This window comes from Burkholderia anthina, assembly GCF_902498995.1.
GTDB classification, from domain to species: Bacteria; Pseudomonadota; Gammaproteobacteria; order Burkholderiales; family Burkholderiaceae; genus Burkholderia; species Burkholderia anthina.
The window spans coordinates 239,959-254,031 of record NZ_CABVLY010000002.1 but is presented as its reverse complement, the minus strand read 5'-3'; the positions used below and the strand labels follow the sequence as shown (position 1 = coordinate 254,031).

The 14,073-nt window shown below is 68.0% G+C and carries 12 protein-coding genes; 2 read left to right on the top strand and 10 right to left on the bottom strand.

Going from position 1 to position 14,073, the window contains the following annotated elements:
* Positions 1-410: 410 nt before the first annotated feature.
* Positions 411-1,898 (top strand): NAD-dependent phenylacetaldehyde dehydrogenase, encoded by a 1,488-nt coding sequence (locus BME24068_RS03995; RefSeq protein WP_174925220.1) that lies wholly within the window; start codon positions 411-413, stop codon positions 1,896-1,898.
* 71 nt (positions 1,899-1,969) lie between these two features.
* Here the strand turns inward: BME24068_RS03995 and BME24068_RS03990 are convergent, their stop codons facing one another.
* The 5 genes from BME24068_RS03990 to BME24068_RS03970 all read right to left on the bottom strand — a co-directional run bounded on the left by BME24068_RS03990 (position 1,970) and on the right by BME24068_RS03970 (position 6,909).
* Complete coding sequence (locus BME24068_RS03990) at positions 1,970-3,061, bottom strand: porin (RefSeq protein WP_096500992.1); 1,092 nt, start codon at positions 3,059-3,061, stop codon at positions 1,970-1,972.
* A gap of 180 nt (positions 3,062-3,241) precedes the next feature.
* Positions 3,242-3,964: an SDR family NAD(P)-dependent oxidoreductase gene (locus BME24068_RS03985; protein ID WP_174925219.1), complete on the bottom strand. Its 723-nt coding sequence runs from the start codon at positions 3,962-3,964 to the stop codon at positions 3,242-3,244.
* Positions 3,942-5,063: a 2,3-butanediol dehydrogenase gene (locus BME24068_RS03980; protein WP_174925218.1), complete on the bottom strand. Its 1,122-nt coding sequence runs from the start codon at positions 5,061-5,063 to the stop codon at positions 3,942-3,944. The genes BME24068_RS03985 and BME24068_RS03980 overlap by 23 nt, the downstream gene beginning before the upstream one ends.
* A 1-nt stretch (position 5,064) precedes the next feature.
* The gene (locus BME24068_RS03975) at positions 5,065-6,357 is read right to left on the bottom strand and encodes an MFS transporter (protein WP_174925217.1); all 1,293 of its coding nucleotides are present in this window, start codon (positions 6,355-6,357) and stop codon (positions 5,065-5,067) included.
* Between the two features lie 18 nt (positions 6,358-6,375).
* A complete protein-coding gene (locus BME24068_RS03970) occupies positions 6,376-6,909 on the bottom strand; it encodes a 2,4'-dihydroxyacetophenone dioxygenase family protein (protein WP_096500984.1) in 534 nt (177 codons plus the stop codon).
* A gap of 177 nt (positions 6,910-7,086) precedes the next feature.
* Here BME24068_RS03970 and BME24068_RS03965 point away from each other — a divergent pair, with 177 nt between their 5' ends.
* Positions 7,087-8,052: a helix-turn-helix domain-containing protein gene (locus tag BME24068_RS03965; RefSeq protein WP_174925216.1), complete on the top strand. Its 966-nt coding sequence runs from the start codon at positions 7,087-7,089 to the stop codon at positions 8,050-8,052.
* A gap of 75 nt (positions 8,053-8,127) precedes the next feature.
* Here BME24068_RS03965 and BME24068_RS03960 read toward each other — a convergent pair whose 3' ends face one another.
* The 5 genes from BME24068_RS03960 to BME24068_RS03940 all read right to left on the bottom strand — a co-directional run bounded on the left by BME24068_RS03960 (position 8,128) and on the right by BME24068_RS03940 (position 14,068).
* Positions 8,128-9,693 carry a GMC family oxidoreductase gene (locus BME24068_RS03960; RefSeq protein WP_174925215.1) on the bottom strand — a complete coding sequence of 522 codons (1,566 nt, stop codon included), beginning with the start codon at positions 9,691-9,693 and terminating at the stop codon, positions 8,128-8,130.
* Between the two features lie 146 nt (positions 9,694-9,839).
* Positions 9,840-10,808, bottom strand: coding sequence for a helix-turn-helix domain-containing protein (locus BME24068_RS03955; protein ID WP_174925214.1), 969 nt, complete (start codon positions 10,806-10,808; stop codon positions 9,840-9,842).
* A gap of 345 nt (positions 10,809-11,153) precedes the next feature.
* The gene (locus BME24068_RS03950) at positions 11,154-11,954 is read right to left on the bottom strand and encodes a hypothetical protein (RefSeq protein ID WP_239007630.1); all 801 of its coding nucleotides are present in this window, start codon (positions 11,952-11,954) and stop codon (positions 11,154-11,156) included.
* 216 nt (positions 11,955-12,170) lie between these two features.
* The gene (locus tag BME24068_RS03945; RefSeq protein ID WP_096500975.1) at positions 12,171-13,118 is read right to left on the bottom strand and encodes an aldo/keto reductase; all 948 of its coding nucleotides are present in this window, start codon (positions 13,116-13,118) and stop codon (positions 12,171-12,173) included.
* A gap of 329 nt (positions 13,119-13,447) precedes the next feature.
* Complete coding sequence (locus tag BME24068_RS03940; protein ID WP_096500973.1) at positions 13,448-14,068, bottom strand: LysE/ArgO family amino acid transporter; 621 nt, start codon at positions 14,066-14,068, stop codon at positions 13,448-13,450.
* Between the last annotated feature and the right edge of the window lie 5 nt (positions 14,069-14,073).

Genomic DNA, 14,073 nt, shown 5'->3' with positions numbered 1-14,073 from the left:
CCTAGAATCGACAGGCGGTCGGCAAGCTGTTCTGTCGAATCGCATGGGCTGGCTCGCGCGATGAAACGCAACCACCGATTTTCAAGGAGACCGTGCCGAAGGCCGGGCAACGGACGCATGCGGCGGCGGCGCGCGCCGGCGACCGTCGTGCGGACGACCGCGGGCGCATGTCAGGATGTCCGATAGCACTTTCGACGACATCGTCGTTGGCGCCGGCTCGGCGGGCTGCACGATCGCGACCCGCCTCGTCGAGCGCCGCAAGGGCGCGTGCTCGGCGGCATCCCGGGCGGCAACACGAACGCGCCGACCATCGCGCTCGCCGAAAAGGCATCGGACCTGATCGCCCAAGCGGCCTGATCGGGCCTTTCACACTCACCTTCACATTCAACGGAATTTCCGGAGGAACACAGATGGCACTGGTTCGGATGCTGGACGAAGTCAAAACGTTTCTCGCGCGCGAACACGGTCACTACATCGACGGCCGCGCGGTGGCCGGCCGCGGCGAACGGATCGACGTGCGCGATCCGTCGACGCGTGCGGTGATCGGCTCGGTCGCCCAGGCGACCGACGACGACGTCGAAGCCGCGATCGCGTCGTCGCATCACGCGTTTCGCGGCGAATGGGCCAGCCTGACGCCGGCCGATCGCGAGCGCATCCTGTTGCGCTTCGCCGACTTGATCGACGCGCACGGCGAAGAGATCGCGCAGATCGAAACCGCGCAGTCGGGCAAGCTGATCGGGCTGTCGCGCGTGATCGAGGTCGGCTGGTCCGCGCGCTGGCTGCGCTATTACGCGGGCTGGGCCACGAAGATCGCGGGCGAAACGCTCGCGCCGTCGTTTCCGAGCATGAACGGCGAGCGCTACACGTCGTTCACGCTGCGCCAGCCGCTCGGTGTCGTGTTCGGCATCATTCCATGGAATTTCCCGGTGATGATCCCGGTGTGGAAGTTCGGCGCGGCGCTCGCGACCGGCAACACGGTGCTGATCAAGTCGTCGGAGTTCACGCCGCTCACGATGCTGCGCATCGCCGAGCTGGCGACCGAAGCCGGCCTGCCGCCCGGCACGCTCAACGTGATCAACGGCACGGGCCAGGTCGGCTCGAAGGTGATCCGCGATCCGCGCGTGGCGAAGGTGTCGTTCACGGGGTCGGTGCCGACCGGCCGCATCATCGGCGAAGAAGCCGTGAACGCGAACTTCACGCGCTTCACGCTCGAGCTGGGCGGCAAGAATGCCGCGGCGTTCCTGCCGGACACGCCGGTCGACAAGATTCTCGACGGCATCATCGAGGCCGGGTTCCTGCACAGCGGGCAGGTGTGCGCATCGGCGGAACGCTTCTTCGTGCATCGCTCGAAATTCGACGAGGTGGTCGAGAAGATGAAGGCGCGTCTCGACAGCTTCCAGCCGGCCGACCCGATGGACGACGCGGGGATGATCGGCCCCGTCTGCAACGAACCGCAGTTCCGCAAGTGTCTCGACGCATTCGAGCTCGCGCGCACGGAAGGCGACACGATCGTGACCGGCGGCGGCGCGTATGCGCGCGACGGCTTCTACGTGAAGCCGACCATCGTGCTGCCGCGTTCGCTGGAATCGGCGTCGTATCGCAAGGAGATCTTCGGGCCGGTCGGCGCGTTCGTGCCGTTCGACGACGAGGAAGCGCTGATCGCGATGATGAACGACACGCCGTTCGGGCTCACCGCGAGCCTGTGGACGAACGACCTGTCGAAGGCGCTGCGCTACGTGCCGCGCATCGAAGCCGGCACCGTGTGGGTGAACATGCATACGCTGGTCGACCCGGCCGTGCCGTTCGGCGGCGCGAAGGGGTCCGGCATCGGACGCGAGTACGGTTCGTCGTTCATCGACGCCTACACCGAGCCGAAGGCGGTGACGATTCGCTTCTGACGGCGTGGCGCCAATGGAAATGCCCGCCCGGGGCGACCCGGGCGGGTATTTTCGTCAAAGGGTGCGGCGCGTCAGAACCGCGTACTGAACCCCACCCGCGCGATCGACTGCACCGTGCCGCTTGCCGCGCCGTCGGCATCCATCACGCCGTTGATCTGCGCATTGCTGCCGTGGCTCGCGCGCTGATACACGCCGGCCACATACACCATCGTGCGCTTGGACAGCCAATACTGAACGGCGGCCAGCAATTGATGCGCGTGCGCATTGTCGAGCGTGTCGTTGCCCTTCATGTACGTGTAGCTCGCGCCGACCACCCAGGCCGGCGACGGATGCCACGCGGCGCCGGCTTCCGCCGACCACGCGCCCGCGCCGTTCCATGCGTTGTGCACGGTCGTGAAGAGCGCCTTCGCGGTGACCGTACCGAGCGTGTAGTGCGCGCCCGCGCCCCAGTTGCGCACGCTCGTGGCCGGCATCCCGTCCGCCGCGCCGTATTTCTGGTTCGTATAGGCGGCGCCCGCGCCGAACGGGCCGTTGTCGTAGCTCGCGCCGACGCTGACCGTGTTGTTCGCGCCGACCGACCCCGCGACGTTGCCGAAGCCGTACAGCGCGCCGAAGGTCAGCCCCGAGATCGATGCGCTCGTGTACTTCACGGAATTCGCGACGCGGTTGCTGCCCGCGACGCGATCCCAGTCGAAGGCGCCGGTCGGGTTGTTCGGCAGCGCGAGCTTGTCGAACGGCCCGTTGCGAAAGCCGTACAGCCCGACGAGATCCTGTGCGATCTCGTTGCCGCTCGCGGCCAGCGCATCGACCATGAACTCGTACTGGTTGCCGAGCGTCAGCGTGCCGTAGCGGTCGTTCTGCAGCCCGACGTAGGCCGTGCGCGCGAACAGCCCGCCGCCGATCATCGAGCCGTTCGCGAGCGAGAACTGATTGACGAGCCGGAAGATCGCGCGCGTGCCGGCGCCGAGGTCTTCCTTGCCCTCGAAGCCGAGCAGGTTCGGGAAGAATATGTTGTCGTCGAATTTCGCGTTGCCGTGGCCGCCCTCGTTGCTGACATAGCTGATGCCGGCGTCGAGCAGCCCGAACATCGTCACGCTGCTCTGCGCGAACGACGCGGCCGGGATCGTGCAGGCCGCGAGGGCCAGCAAGGTCTTTTTCGTCATCTCCAATGTGCTCCTCACATGTTTCCGGTCGTGCCGGAATATTTTTGATGGGACTACTGATTGATATGAAGATAAGGTGTTGCGAAACTACCGATTCGATCGCGCCCGGAACGGAACCGGTCGATCCCGCGGGCGTCGGCGATGTCGATCGGTCGCCGATGCCCGCGCGTACTGCGTCGGCTAGACCGTCGAATACCCGCCGTCCACCGGCACGATCGCGCCGGTGACGAACGACGCGGCGGGCGAACACAGGAACAGGATCACGTCCGCAACCTCGTCGGCCGTGCCCCAGCGCCCGAGCGGCGTGCGCTCGAGAATCCGCCGCGAAGCCTGCGTGTCGGCCATCAGCCCGCTGCTGAGCGGCGTGTCGATCCAGCCGGGCGCGACCGCGTTTACGCGGATGCCGCGGTCGGCCCATGCCTGCGCGAGCGAGCGCGTGAGCTGCGCGATGCCGCCCTTGCTCGCGCTGTACGCCGGGCGATCCTTGCTGCCGAAGTACGTGTACATCGACGCGACGTTGACGATGCTGCCGCCGTTCGCCGACAGCGCCGTCAACGCGGCGTCGGACGCCCGCATCACCGACGTCAGGTTCACGTTCAGCACGAACTCGAACTGGTCCATCCGGTATTCGTCCGCGTGCCGGCTGATGCCGACGCCGTTGACGAGCGCATCGATGCGCGGCAGCGTGCCGATCGTGCGTGTCAGTGCGTCGCTGTCGGTCACGTCGAGTTCGACGCGGCGGACGCCCGGATGGACGGGCGCATGCGGGCCGGTGGCATCGAGCCCGAGCGCGACGACCGATGCGCCCGCTTGCGCGAACCGCAACGCGGTGCGTGCGCCGATGCCGGACGTGCCGCCCGTCACGACGATGGTCTTGCCGTCAAACGACCACTGGCGGCTCATGTTCGATACTCCCGAGGGTGTGAAGGGGGCGCGCCGGCCGGTGCGACGGCGCAACGAGGATCTTGATCTGGGCGCGATCGGCGAGCAGCGCATCGAAGCCGTCGGCGACGGCGTCTTCGAGCGACACGGTGCGCGTGACGATCGACGTGAGGTCGAGTGCGCCCGACCCGACGAGCCGAAGCAGGTCTTCGTACACGTGCCGGTAGCCGACGCTGGCCGTGAAGGTCAGCTCGTCGTTGACCGCGCGGAATGCGTCGAAGCCCACATGCGGCATCAGGCCGACCATCACGAGACGGCCGCCCTTGCGCAGCCCCTGCATCGCCGCTTCGAACGTGGCCGGCAGGCCGGCCGCCTCGAAGCTCACGTCGACGCCGAGCCCGCCCGTGGCTTCGCGGATCGCGTCGCGCAGCACCGGTGCGTCGAGCGAGCGTGCGTCGAACGCATGCGTCGCGCCGAAGCGCGCGGCGGCCGCGAGCCGTTCCGGCGACACGTCGACCGCGACGATCGTCGTCGCGCCCTGCAGCTTCGCGAGCATGATCAGCAACAGCCCGATCGGCCCGAGCCCGAACACCGCGCAGGTGTCGCCGAGGCGCAGCTCGCCGCGCCGCAGCGCGTGCAGCGCGACGGCGGCCGGTTCCATCACCGCCGCCTGTTCGAGGCTCACGTCGTCGGGCAGCCGGTGCAGCATGTAGGCCGGCACGACCGCGAAGTCGGCCATCCCGCCGTCGCCCATCAGCCCGGCGAAGCCCATCGACACGCACAGGTTGTACGACCCGGAGCGGCAGTACGCGCACTGGTGGCAGCGATACTCGGGCTCGATCGCGACGCGGTCGCCCGGGGCCAGTGTCGTCACGCCCGCGCCGACTTCGACGACGGTGCCGCTGAACTCGTGGCCGAGCGTGAGCGGCGCGGTGCGGCCCGACAGCGGATGCGGGGTGCCGACCGGAATCGCATGCGGGCCGTCCGCATATTCGTGCAGGTCGCTGCCGCAGATCCCGCAATAGGCCACTGCGACGCGAACCTCGCCGGGCCCGGCACGCGGCGTGTCGAGATCGGCCAGGCGGATGTCGCGCGGGCCGTGCCATTGAAGTGCACGCATGTCAGCGTCCTCCGAGGTTCTGGGTATCGAGACGGGCGCCGGCACCGGCGAGCGCGCGCTTGCGCAGCACGGCGGGCGCGGTTTCGACGAGACCGAACGACAGCACGCACGCGAGGATCGCGCCGGCGGCCGACGTCCACATCGCGAACTGCAGGCCGTACTTGTCGGCGGCGAAGCCGGCGACGGTCGGCGCGACGAAGCCGCCGATCAGCTCGCCCGCGCCCATGATCAGGCCGAGCGCGCTGGCGATCGCGCGCGGCGGCACCGTTTCGGCCGGGATCGTCGCCATGAACAGCGTGAAGCAGCCGAGGCCCGTGTACGTGACGAACACGAGCGCGCCGAGCGCCCACAGCGCATTGACGTGGATCAGCACGATCGGGCAGATCGCGGCGATCAGCGCGAACGCGATCATCGTCGGCTTGCGGCCGATCCGGTCGGAAATCGCCGGCACCGCGAAGCCCCAGAACACCCACGCGGCGCCGAGGCAGGTCATCACGACGCCCATGTCGGCCGGCGACAGATGGCGGCTCTCGACGAGGAAGACCGGCGCGAACGAGATGATCACGACGAACCACGTGAGGAAGAAACAGCTGATCAGCACGCACAGCAGGATGTTGCGTTCCTTCAGCAGCGCCCAGCGGCTGACCTGCACGCCGGGCGTGGCCGTGCCTTCGGCCTGTGCATGCCGGACGCCGCCGGGCGGCACTTCCCGAACCCAGCGCCAGATGCAGAACGCGATCAGGAAGCCGGGAATGCACGACACGTAGAACGCTTCGCGCCAGCCGTACGCGGTCGCGATGCCGATCACGACCGGCGGCCCGATCATCGCGCCGAGCAGGCCGGCGGCCGAGCCTTGCAGCAGGCCCATGTTCAGCCCGCGGCGGCTCGGCGTCGAGCTCTCGACCATCAGCGATTGCGACAGCGGCAGCACGGGGCCTTCGGCGATGCCCATCAGCGCGCGGAACGCGATCAGGCTCGCGAAGCCGCCGACGAGGCCCGACAGCGCCGAGCAGACGGAAAAGCCCAGCACGGCCGCGATCAGCAGCGGCTTGCGGGTGCCGCGCGCGTCGGACCAGGCGCCGGTGGCGGCGCCCGACAGCGCCCACGTCAGCGCGAGTGCGGACGACACCATGCCGAGCTGCGTATTCGACAGGTGCAGCTCGGCCGACATGAACGGAAACAGGAACGACAGCGCGAGGCGGTCGAAGAACACGAAGCCGAACGTCATGAACAGGATCAGCAGCAGCCTGTTCTCGTACGTCCATGCGGGTTTGGGGGAGGAATGGGATGTCATGGGCGGCCTCGTCGCGCGTCAGCGGAACAGCTTCTCGATCGCCTGCGCGCCGAGGCCGACTTTCTCGTAGTGCGCCTTGCACATCGCGATGTACGAATGCACGTCGAAGTAGCCGTCGGGATTGCCTTCGTCGTCGAGCCAGATCAACGGGCCCTTGACGATGAAGAACGCGCGCATCGGTTCCGGATGATCGAACGCGACGAGCGTATGGCCTTCGCCCGGCGTTTCGTACACGAAATCGCCGCGCGTCGCGGTCCATTCGTGCTCCAGATAGCCCCACTTGCCGGACAGCGTGTACGCGAACACCTCGTGCGGGTGGTAGTGCCGGTTCACGAGCCCCGCTTCCTTCGCCATCAGGATGTCGCACCATTTGTTCTGCGACGGCGAGATCCACAGCGGCCGCGACGAAACCGTTTCGGTGAACGGAACGTAATAGCGCTCGTCTTCGGTGGCCGCGTTCTGGATGTAAGCTTCGGGCAGCGCATCGGGCTTGAACGGATTGGCAATCGGCGCGATGTTTTGCCAGAATTCGGATACGGCTTTGTCGACCACGGTTTGTCTCCTTGCAGGTTGGTGTCGTGGGGACGACTTTAGCCAGCCGGTGCGCGGCGCTCTTGACTGGGCTGGACGAATTGCTTGATCGGGCCGGACATCGCACCGCACCAACGACAAGACGCACCCTTCCCCAATCCGTGCCGCTCCGCACGACAGGCGCCAGCAGGAGGCGACGTGACGAATTCGACCGTTTTTTCACGCACGCGAGGCTCGACGGCCGACGTGCCGGCGCGCGACCGGATGGCGTACTGGGATGCGTTCAACGCCGAGACGCTGGTCGGGCTGCGCTGCTCGTCGCTGTCGCCGGCCGGGCTCGAGGTCGAGAAAACCGATCTCGCGCTGCCGGGGCTGGGCGTCGCGGACATCAGCGGCCGCGATCACGTGATCGAACGCAGCCCCGCGCTGGTGCGCCAGTTGCCGAAGGAGTCGCTGTTTGCGTGCCAGATCCTGAGCGGGCACGCGTATTTCATCCAGCGCGACCGGTGCCTGCTCGCGGAAGCCGGCGACGTGGTCGTGTACGACACCCGCGTGCCTTATCTGTTCGGATTCCTCACACCGATGCGGCAACTGCTGATCGACATTCCGGTCACGACGTTCGACGACCGCTTCGATGCGGAGCTGGCGGCGTTGCCGCTGCGGATCGCGCCGAAGCCGGGGGCGGGCGCGATGCTCGGCGCGACGCTGCGCGCGAGCGTCGAGCGCTTCATGAAGGAGCCGGTTGAGGGCGAGGCCGCGCGCTTCGCCGAGCACACGCGCACGCTGGTTGCCGAACTCATCGACGTCGAAGTGAACGGTGCGGGTGCGTCGCGCGCGTCGCTGTCGTATCTGCTGACCGCGAAGCAGTACATCGCGACCCATCTCGGCGAGCCGGAGCTCGGGCCGCAGGCGGTTGCCGATGCGGTCGGGCTGTCGTTGCGGCACCTGAGCCGGCTGTTTGCCGCCGAAGGCGAGTCGATCACGCAGCACATCTGGTCCGAGCGGCTGTCGCATGCGCACCGCGAGCTGACCGATGCGCGGCTGCGCAAGACGAGCATCGGCGAGATCGCGTTTCGCTGGGGCTTCTCGAGCCAGGCGCACTTCAGCCGCGCGATTCGCGAACGCTACGGCGCGTCGCCGATGACGCTGCGCAGCGCCTGTTGATGCAGCGAAACCGACGTCGAAGCGGCGCGTGATTCACGCGCCGCTTTCATGTTCATTGCCGCGCGGAGTGCGCCGTCAACCCGCCAGCAAGAATTCCGCGCAGCGCTCCGCGATCATGATCGTCGGCGCGTTCGTGTTGCCCGACACGATGCGCGGCATCACCGACGCATCGCAGATCCGCAATCCGTCGATCCCTTGCACCGCGAGACGCGGCGTCACGACCGCGTGGTCATCGCTGCCCATCCGGCACGTGCCGGCCGGATGGTAGACGGTTTTCGCGCGGTGCCGCACGTAGTCGGCCAGCGCGTCGTCGGTCAGCGTCTCGGCTTCGCGCACGACGCGCGCGAGCGACGGCGCACGCAGGATCTGCCGCGCGAGCGCGACGCCGCGCACGAGGCCGTCGACGTCCGCTGGGTCGGATAGCGCGCCGCTGTCGAAACGGATCGGCGCGGCGGGATCGTTGCCGCGCAACTGCACCGAGCCGCGCGAGCGCGGCCGCAACAGGCACGGGTTGATCGACAGGCCGTGGCCGGGCAGCGGTTCGCGATCGACGTCGCCGACGAGCGTCGGCAGCACGTGGAACTGGATGTCCGGACGGCCTTCGCCCGTCGTATCGACGAACGCGCCCGATTCGACGACGTTCGACGTCAGCAGGCCCGTGCGGCTCAGCATCCACTGCAATCCGTGGCGCAGCGCCTTCAACCCGCGATCCTCGCCGAGCAGGCTGATCGGCGCATGGCTGTAGCCGTAGATCGACACTTCGAGATGGTCCTGGTAATTCGCGCCGACCTCGGGGCTGTCGTGCAGCACGTCGATGCCGTGCGCATGGAGATGCGCACCGGGCCCGATGCCCGACAGCATCAGCAGCTTCGGTGTACTGAGCGCACCGGCGGCCAGCACGACGTCGGCCCGGGCGGCCGCCGAACCGGTTGCGCCGCTTTCCGTGCGCCATTCGACGCCGGTCGCGCGCCGGCCGTCGAAGCGCACGCGCGTCACGCGGCAGCCGGTCAGCACGCGCAGGTTCGCGTGGCCGAGCACGTCGGCGAGATAGGTCGCCGCGGTGCTGCCGCGCTGTCCGTCGAAAATCGTCGTGTGATAAAAGCCGGCGCCGTGCTGCGCGGCGCCGTTGAAATCGTCGTTGTACGCGATGCCGGCTTCCTGCGCGGCCTTCACGAACGCGAGGCTCAGCGGATGCCGGAAACGCGTGTCGCCGACCTTCAGCGGCCCGTCGGTGCCGTGGAACGGCTCGGACAGCCGCAGGTGCGATTCGGCGCGCTTGAACACCGGCAGCACGTCGTCCCAACCCCAGCCGGCGCAGCCGAGCGCGGCCCATTCGTCATAATCGGCGCACGTGCCGCGCACGTACAGCATCGCGTTGACCGAGCTGCCGCCGCCGAGCGTGCGGCCCTGCGGCACGTAGGTCTTGCGCCCCGCCGCGCCGGCTTGCGGCTCGCTTTCGAACGTCACCGTGCGCTGCGTACCGAGCACGCGGATGAACGTCGCCGGAATCCGGATGAACAGGCTGTCGTCCTCCGGGCCGTCCTCGAGCAGCAGCACGCGCCTGCCCGCTTTTACCAGTCGATGTGCCACCGTGCAGCCGGCCGAACCGCCGCCGACGACGATATGGTCGTACGTCTCCATCCCGCTTCTTCTCCTTGCTGTCGGGCGGCGGAACGAGCACCGCCGCGCAAGAAGCCAGCTTATCGATGGGCATGCGGACCTATTTGACCGGGACGGCCGCCGTGCTTGCCTCGCAGGGACACGGCGGCGCCGGGCGCGAACGGGCGCTAGCGGGCTTCGGCCGGCACGCGCGTGTCGCTCGGCGTCTCGCCGAAGCGCGCGCGATAGCTGCGGCTGAAGTGCGCGCTGTTGTTGAACCCCCAGCGGAATGCGATTTCGCTGACCGTCAGGTGTTTCAGCGACCGGTCGCGCAGGTCGGCGCGGCAGCGTTCGAGACGCCGCGCGAGGATGTAGCGCGTGAGCGGCATCCCTTCGATCTCGAACACGCGCGCGAGCTGGCGCGGCGACAGGTTGAGCGCGCGGCTGACCGTCTGGCTGTCGAGATCGTCGTCGGCGAGATGGCTGTCGATGAACGTCTTCGCGCGCGACAGCGTATGGGCGGTCGACTTGGTTGGCGACGCGTCGCCGTCGCGCAGCCGCAGCATCGACTGCATCACGTCGAGCATCGTCGCGGCGCGCCGTTCGCGTGCGTCGGGCGTCGCTTCATAAGGCTCGGCGAGCAGCGCGTACATCCGCTGCACGGCCCACGACGTGACGCCGTCGCCGCGGTCGATCTTGACGACGCTGCGGTAGCGCCACGGGCCGACGCGCGCCTCGAAGATGTCGCGCGGCACGTCGAGCACGGTCATCGCCATGTTGGCCGGGAAGCCGTGGCCGTACGGCATCGACGTGTCGTACAGCACGATGTCGCCGGGCGCATGCTGGATGCATTCGACGTCCTGGAACGTATAGCCTTGCCCTTCGTGCATCAGGCAGACGAATACGGCGTCGCGCTGGTCCGCGTGGATGTTGTGCGGCGTGCGCACGACCGCGTGCCGGTTCGCGACGATGTCGCATACGCCGAGCAGGCCGAGGTCGCGCCTGCGCAGCGTCGCGTCGATGCCTTCGGACGATTTTCCGCTGCACTCGATGCGCACGAGCGAGCGGGCGACGTGGTCGACCCAGAAGTCGACGCGTTCGTCGCCGCGTACGGCGCGCGTCGAGATCGTGACGCTTCCCGTGCTGATGTCCGGCATGACGTTCTCCCAATGACCGCCCGAGCGGCGCAGTCTCGGGCACGTCGCGGGGCGCGGTCAATCGGTGAAAGACCCGGGGCCGGGCCGGGACGCGCGAGGGGCGGCGGATTGCGGGCGGATGTCCTTCCGGGTCAACGATGGTGGCCGTGGCAGGCAAGACATGGGCGCGTATTCGGGATAGGGCCTGTTCACGCTAATAACGGGCTTGCGCTGGCCCCACGAATGAATTTTCCAAATAGGGGAACGTGCCTTTCCGCCCGTCCCCTTGGGGGACGGGCGGAAAGGCACGTTCGCAAGCCCGTTATTAGCGTGAACAGGCCCTAGGTTGTCCGGTTTGACGCGGGCTTACTTCGACGAACCGGCCGGCAGTCCGAGCGAAACGTCCTGCTCGTAGCCCATCTTGCTGTCGCGGAACTCGACGGTCACGTGGCCGTCACGCTGTGCATCGGCGACGTTCGCGTAGATCGACGTCATCACCATCCCCGCATCGCATCCGAGCGCGATCGTGCGATCGGTGCGGCCCGTCGCGACGTTCACCGCGCGCAGCGATCGCATCGCGATCCCGCACTGGTCGGACAGCGTGTAGACGCCGACCAGCATGTGCGTTTTCGTACGGGACCACATCGGGACGTCGACGGTGCCGTCGAGCTGCAGGTGATCGCGATCGTTGTCGTTCAGGCGCCCGACTTCGTTCAGCGCGACCGGGAGCGTCTTCCGGCCGTCGTCCCAGAGGCCGGTTGCCGTTTTGCCCGTGACGGCGATCGCGATCGGGCAAGGCTTCGGCCGCGACGGCGATGCGGGCGGCACGACCGGCGATTCGGCAGTCGAGGCGGGCGGCGACGCCTCGCACAGCGTCATGCGGCCGTCGGGCTCGCGATGGCCCTGCAGCGGAATCGGCGTGCGATGCGCGTCGTAGTAGTAGCTGCCGTCGACGCGCCAGCGGCCCGCGTCGTTGTGGTCGAGCGCGTCGTAAGTCTGCAGCGACACGTGGACGGGGGCGCGGCCGATCGTGCCGGTGTAGTTCACGACCTCGTACCAGCCGGCATGGGATACCGCCGGCGCGAACGCGAACGCGAACGCGAGCAGCGCGGCGACGGCCGCGGAGGGCAGGCGGGCGTAACGGGAGCGGCGGGTGTTCCTGGGCATGGGCGGTTCCGTGCGTGGTGTTCGTCCGGGCACGGATACCGGTTCGATCAGGTCGAGCCGCCCGGCCGTCGGGACGCACGCCATTGTATCGAGCCGCCACGCGCGAATTTCATGCGCCCCGCATGCGGCAATACCGGAACGCAGATGACACGGGCCGGCCGCGGAACCGCTGCACGACGCGATTCCACCGACCGGCCTGTGCTGTTGCAGACGACGTCAGGCCGCGCTGGCCTCGTCGATCTTGCGGATATCGCCGTCGTCGAGCTGCACGCGGATCGCTTCGCCGAGCAGCGCGAGCTGTTCGAGCGACGTCGCACTGGCGATCGGCGCGGTGATCGTCGGCCGGGCGATCTGCCAGGCGAGCGCGATCGCGGCCGGCTGCGTGCCGTGCTTGGCCGACACGTCGTCGAGCGCCTTGAGGATGCGCAGCCCGCGCTCATTGAGATAGCCGGCGACGCGACTGCCGCGCACGCTCTTCTTCAGATCGGCTTCGCTGCGGTATTTGCCCGACAGGAAGCCGCTCGCGAGCGCATAGTAGTTGACGACGCCGAGCTTCAGGTCGCGCACGACCGGTTCGAGATCGCGCTCGTATTCGGCGCGGTCGATCAGGTTGTATTCCGGCTGGATCACCTGGTATGCGGGCAGGCCGTCGCGCTGGCTGATGTCGGCGGCTTCGCGCAGGCGCGCGCCGCTGTAGTTCGATGCGCCGATGATGCGCACCTTGCCTGCTTCGATCAGCGTCTGGTATGCGGCGAGGGTTTCTTCGAGCGGGGCCGTGTCGGCGAGATCGCGGTGCGAGAAATACAGGTCGATGTAGTCGGTCTGCAGGCGGCGCAGCGAATCGTCGGCGGCCTTCAGGATGTTGTCCTTGGTCAGCCCCGCGCGCGCGGCGAGCATGCCGACCTTGGTCGCGATCACGACCTGTTCGCGCTTGCCGGAGCGCTTGAGCCACTTGCCGATGATCGTTTCCGATTCGCCGCCGCTGTTGCCGGGCGCCCAGGCCGAATAGACGTCGGCCGTGTCGATGAAGTTGATGCCGGTGTCGGCGAGCGCGTCGAGCAGCGCGAACGATGCGTTCTCGTCGACGGTCCAGCCGAAGACGTTGCCGCCGAAGGCGAGCGGTGAAACCTGGATGTCCGACGTGCCGAGGGTGCGTAGTGCCATGTTTCTCTCCGAAATCTGCGAGGTGACGGGATCGAACTACGGGATGGGACGAGATGACGGCGACGAGACGGCGGGGCGCGACGCGCTTGCGCCGTTGTCGCGGGACTCGGGACATTCTCGCCGATCGCTCGAAATCGTGCAGCCGGCCCGCCGCCGTGGAGGCGGAGGAATCGCGGCGGATAGCGGACGCGTCGTCCGTTGCGTGGTGATCCGGTCGGCTGCGTTCGATCTGGAACTGAATTTCGTCGCGGATGCGGGCGGGAGAAACGGAGGGAGGGTTGCTGCGTGCGGGCGGCAAGCTGCCGCCCGGGCTTCGATCGGCGAACGTGTTATCGCAACTGTACCGCCGCCAGGAACAGCACCATCCCGCCGATCGCGCCGTCCAGCACGCGCCACGCGACGGCCTTGCGGAACCACGGCGCGAGCAGTCGCGCACCGTATCCGAGCCCGAGGAACCACACGACGCTGACCGACATCGCGCCGACGGCGAACGCGAAGCGCGCGCCTTCCGGCTCGCGCGCGCCGGCCGTGCCGATCAGCAGGAAGGTGTCGAGATACACGTGCGGGTTGAGCCACGTGAACGCGAGCGTCATCAGCACGATCGCGGCCGCGCTTTGCGGCGGCGGCGCGACGGCGTCGCCGCGGACGTCGAGCGTTTCGTGCCCCGGCTTGAACGCGCGGCGCAGCGCGTTGATGCCGAACCACGCGAGATACGCGAGACCGACGTACAGCACCGCGTGGACGAAGGTCGGATAGCGTTCGACGAGCACCGACGCGCCGCCGACGCCCGTGCCGATCAGGATCATGTCCGACAGCGCGCACAGCAGCACGATCTTGCCGACATGCGAGCGCATGATGCCTTGCCGGAGCACGAACGCGTTCTGCGCGCCGATGGTGACGATGAGCGACGCGCACAGGGCCACGCCGTGAGAAAAAGCGATCCAGTTCATGATGG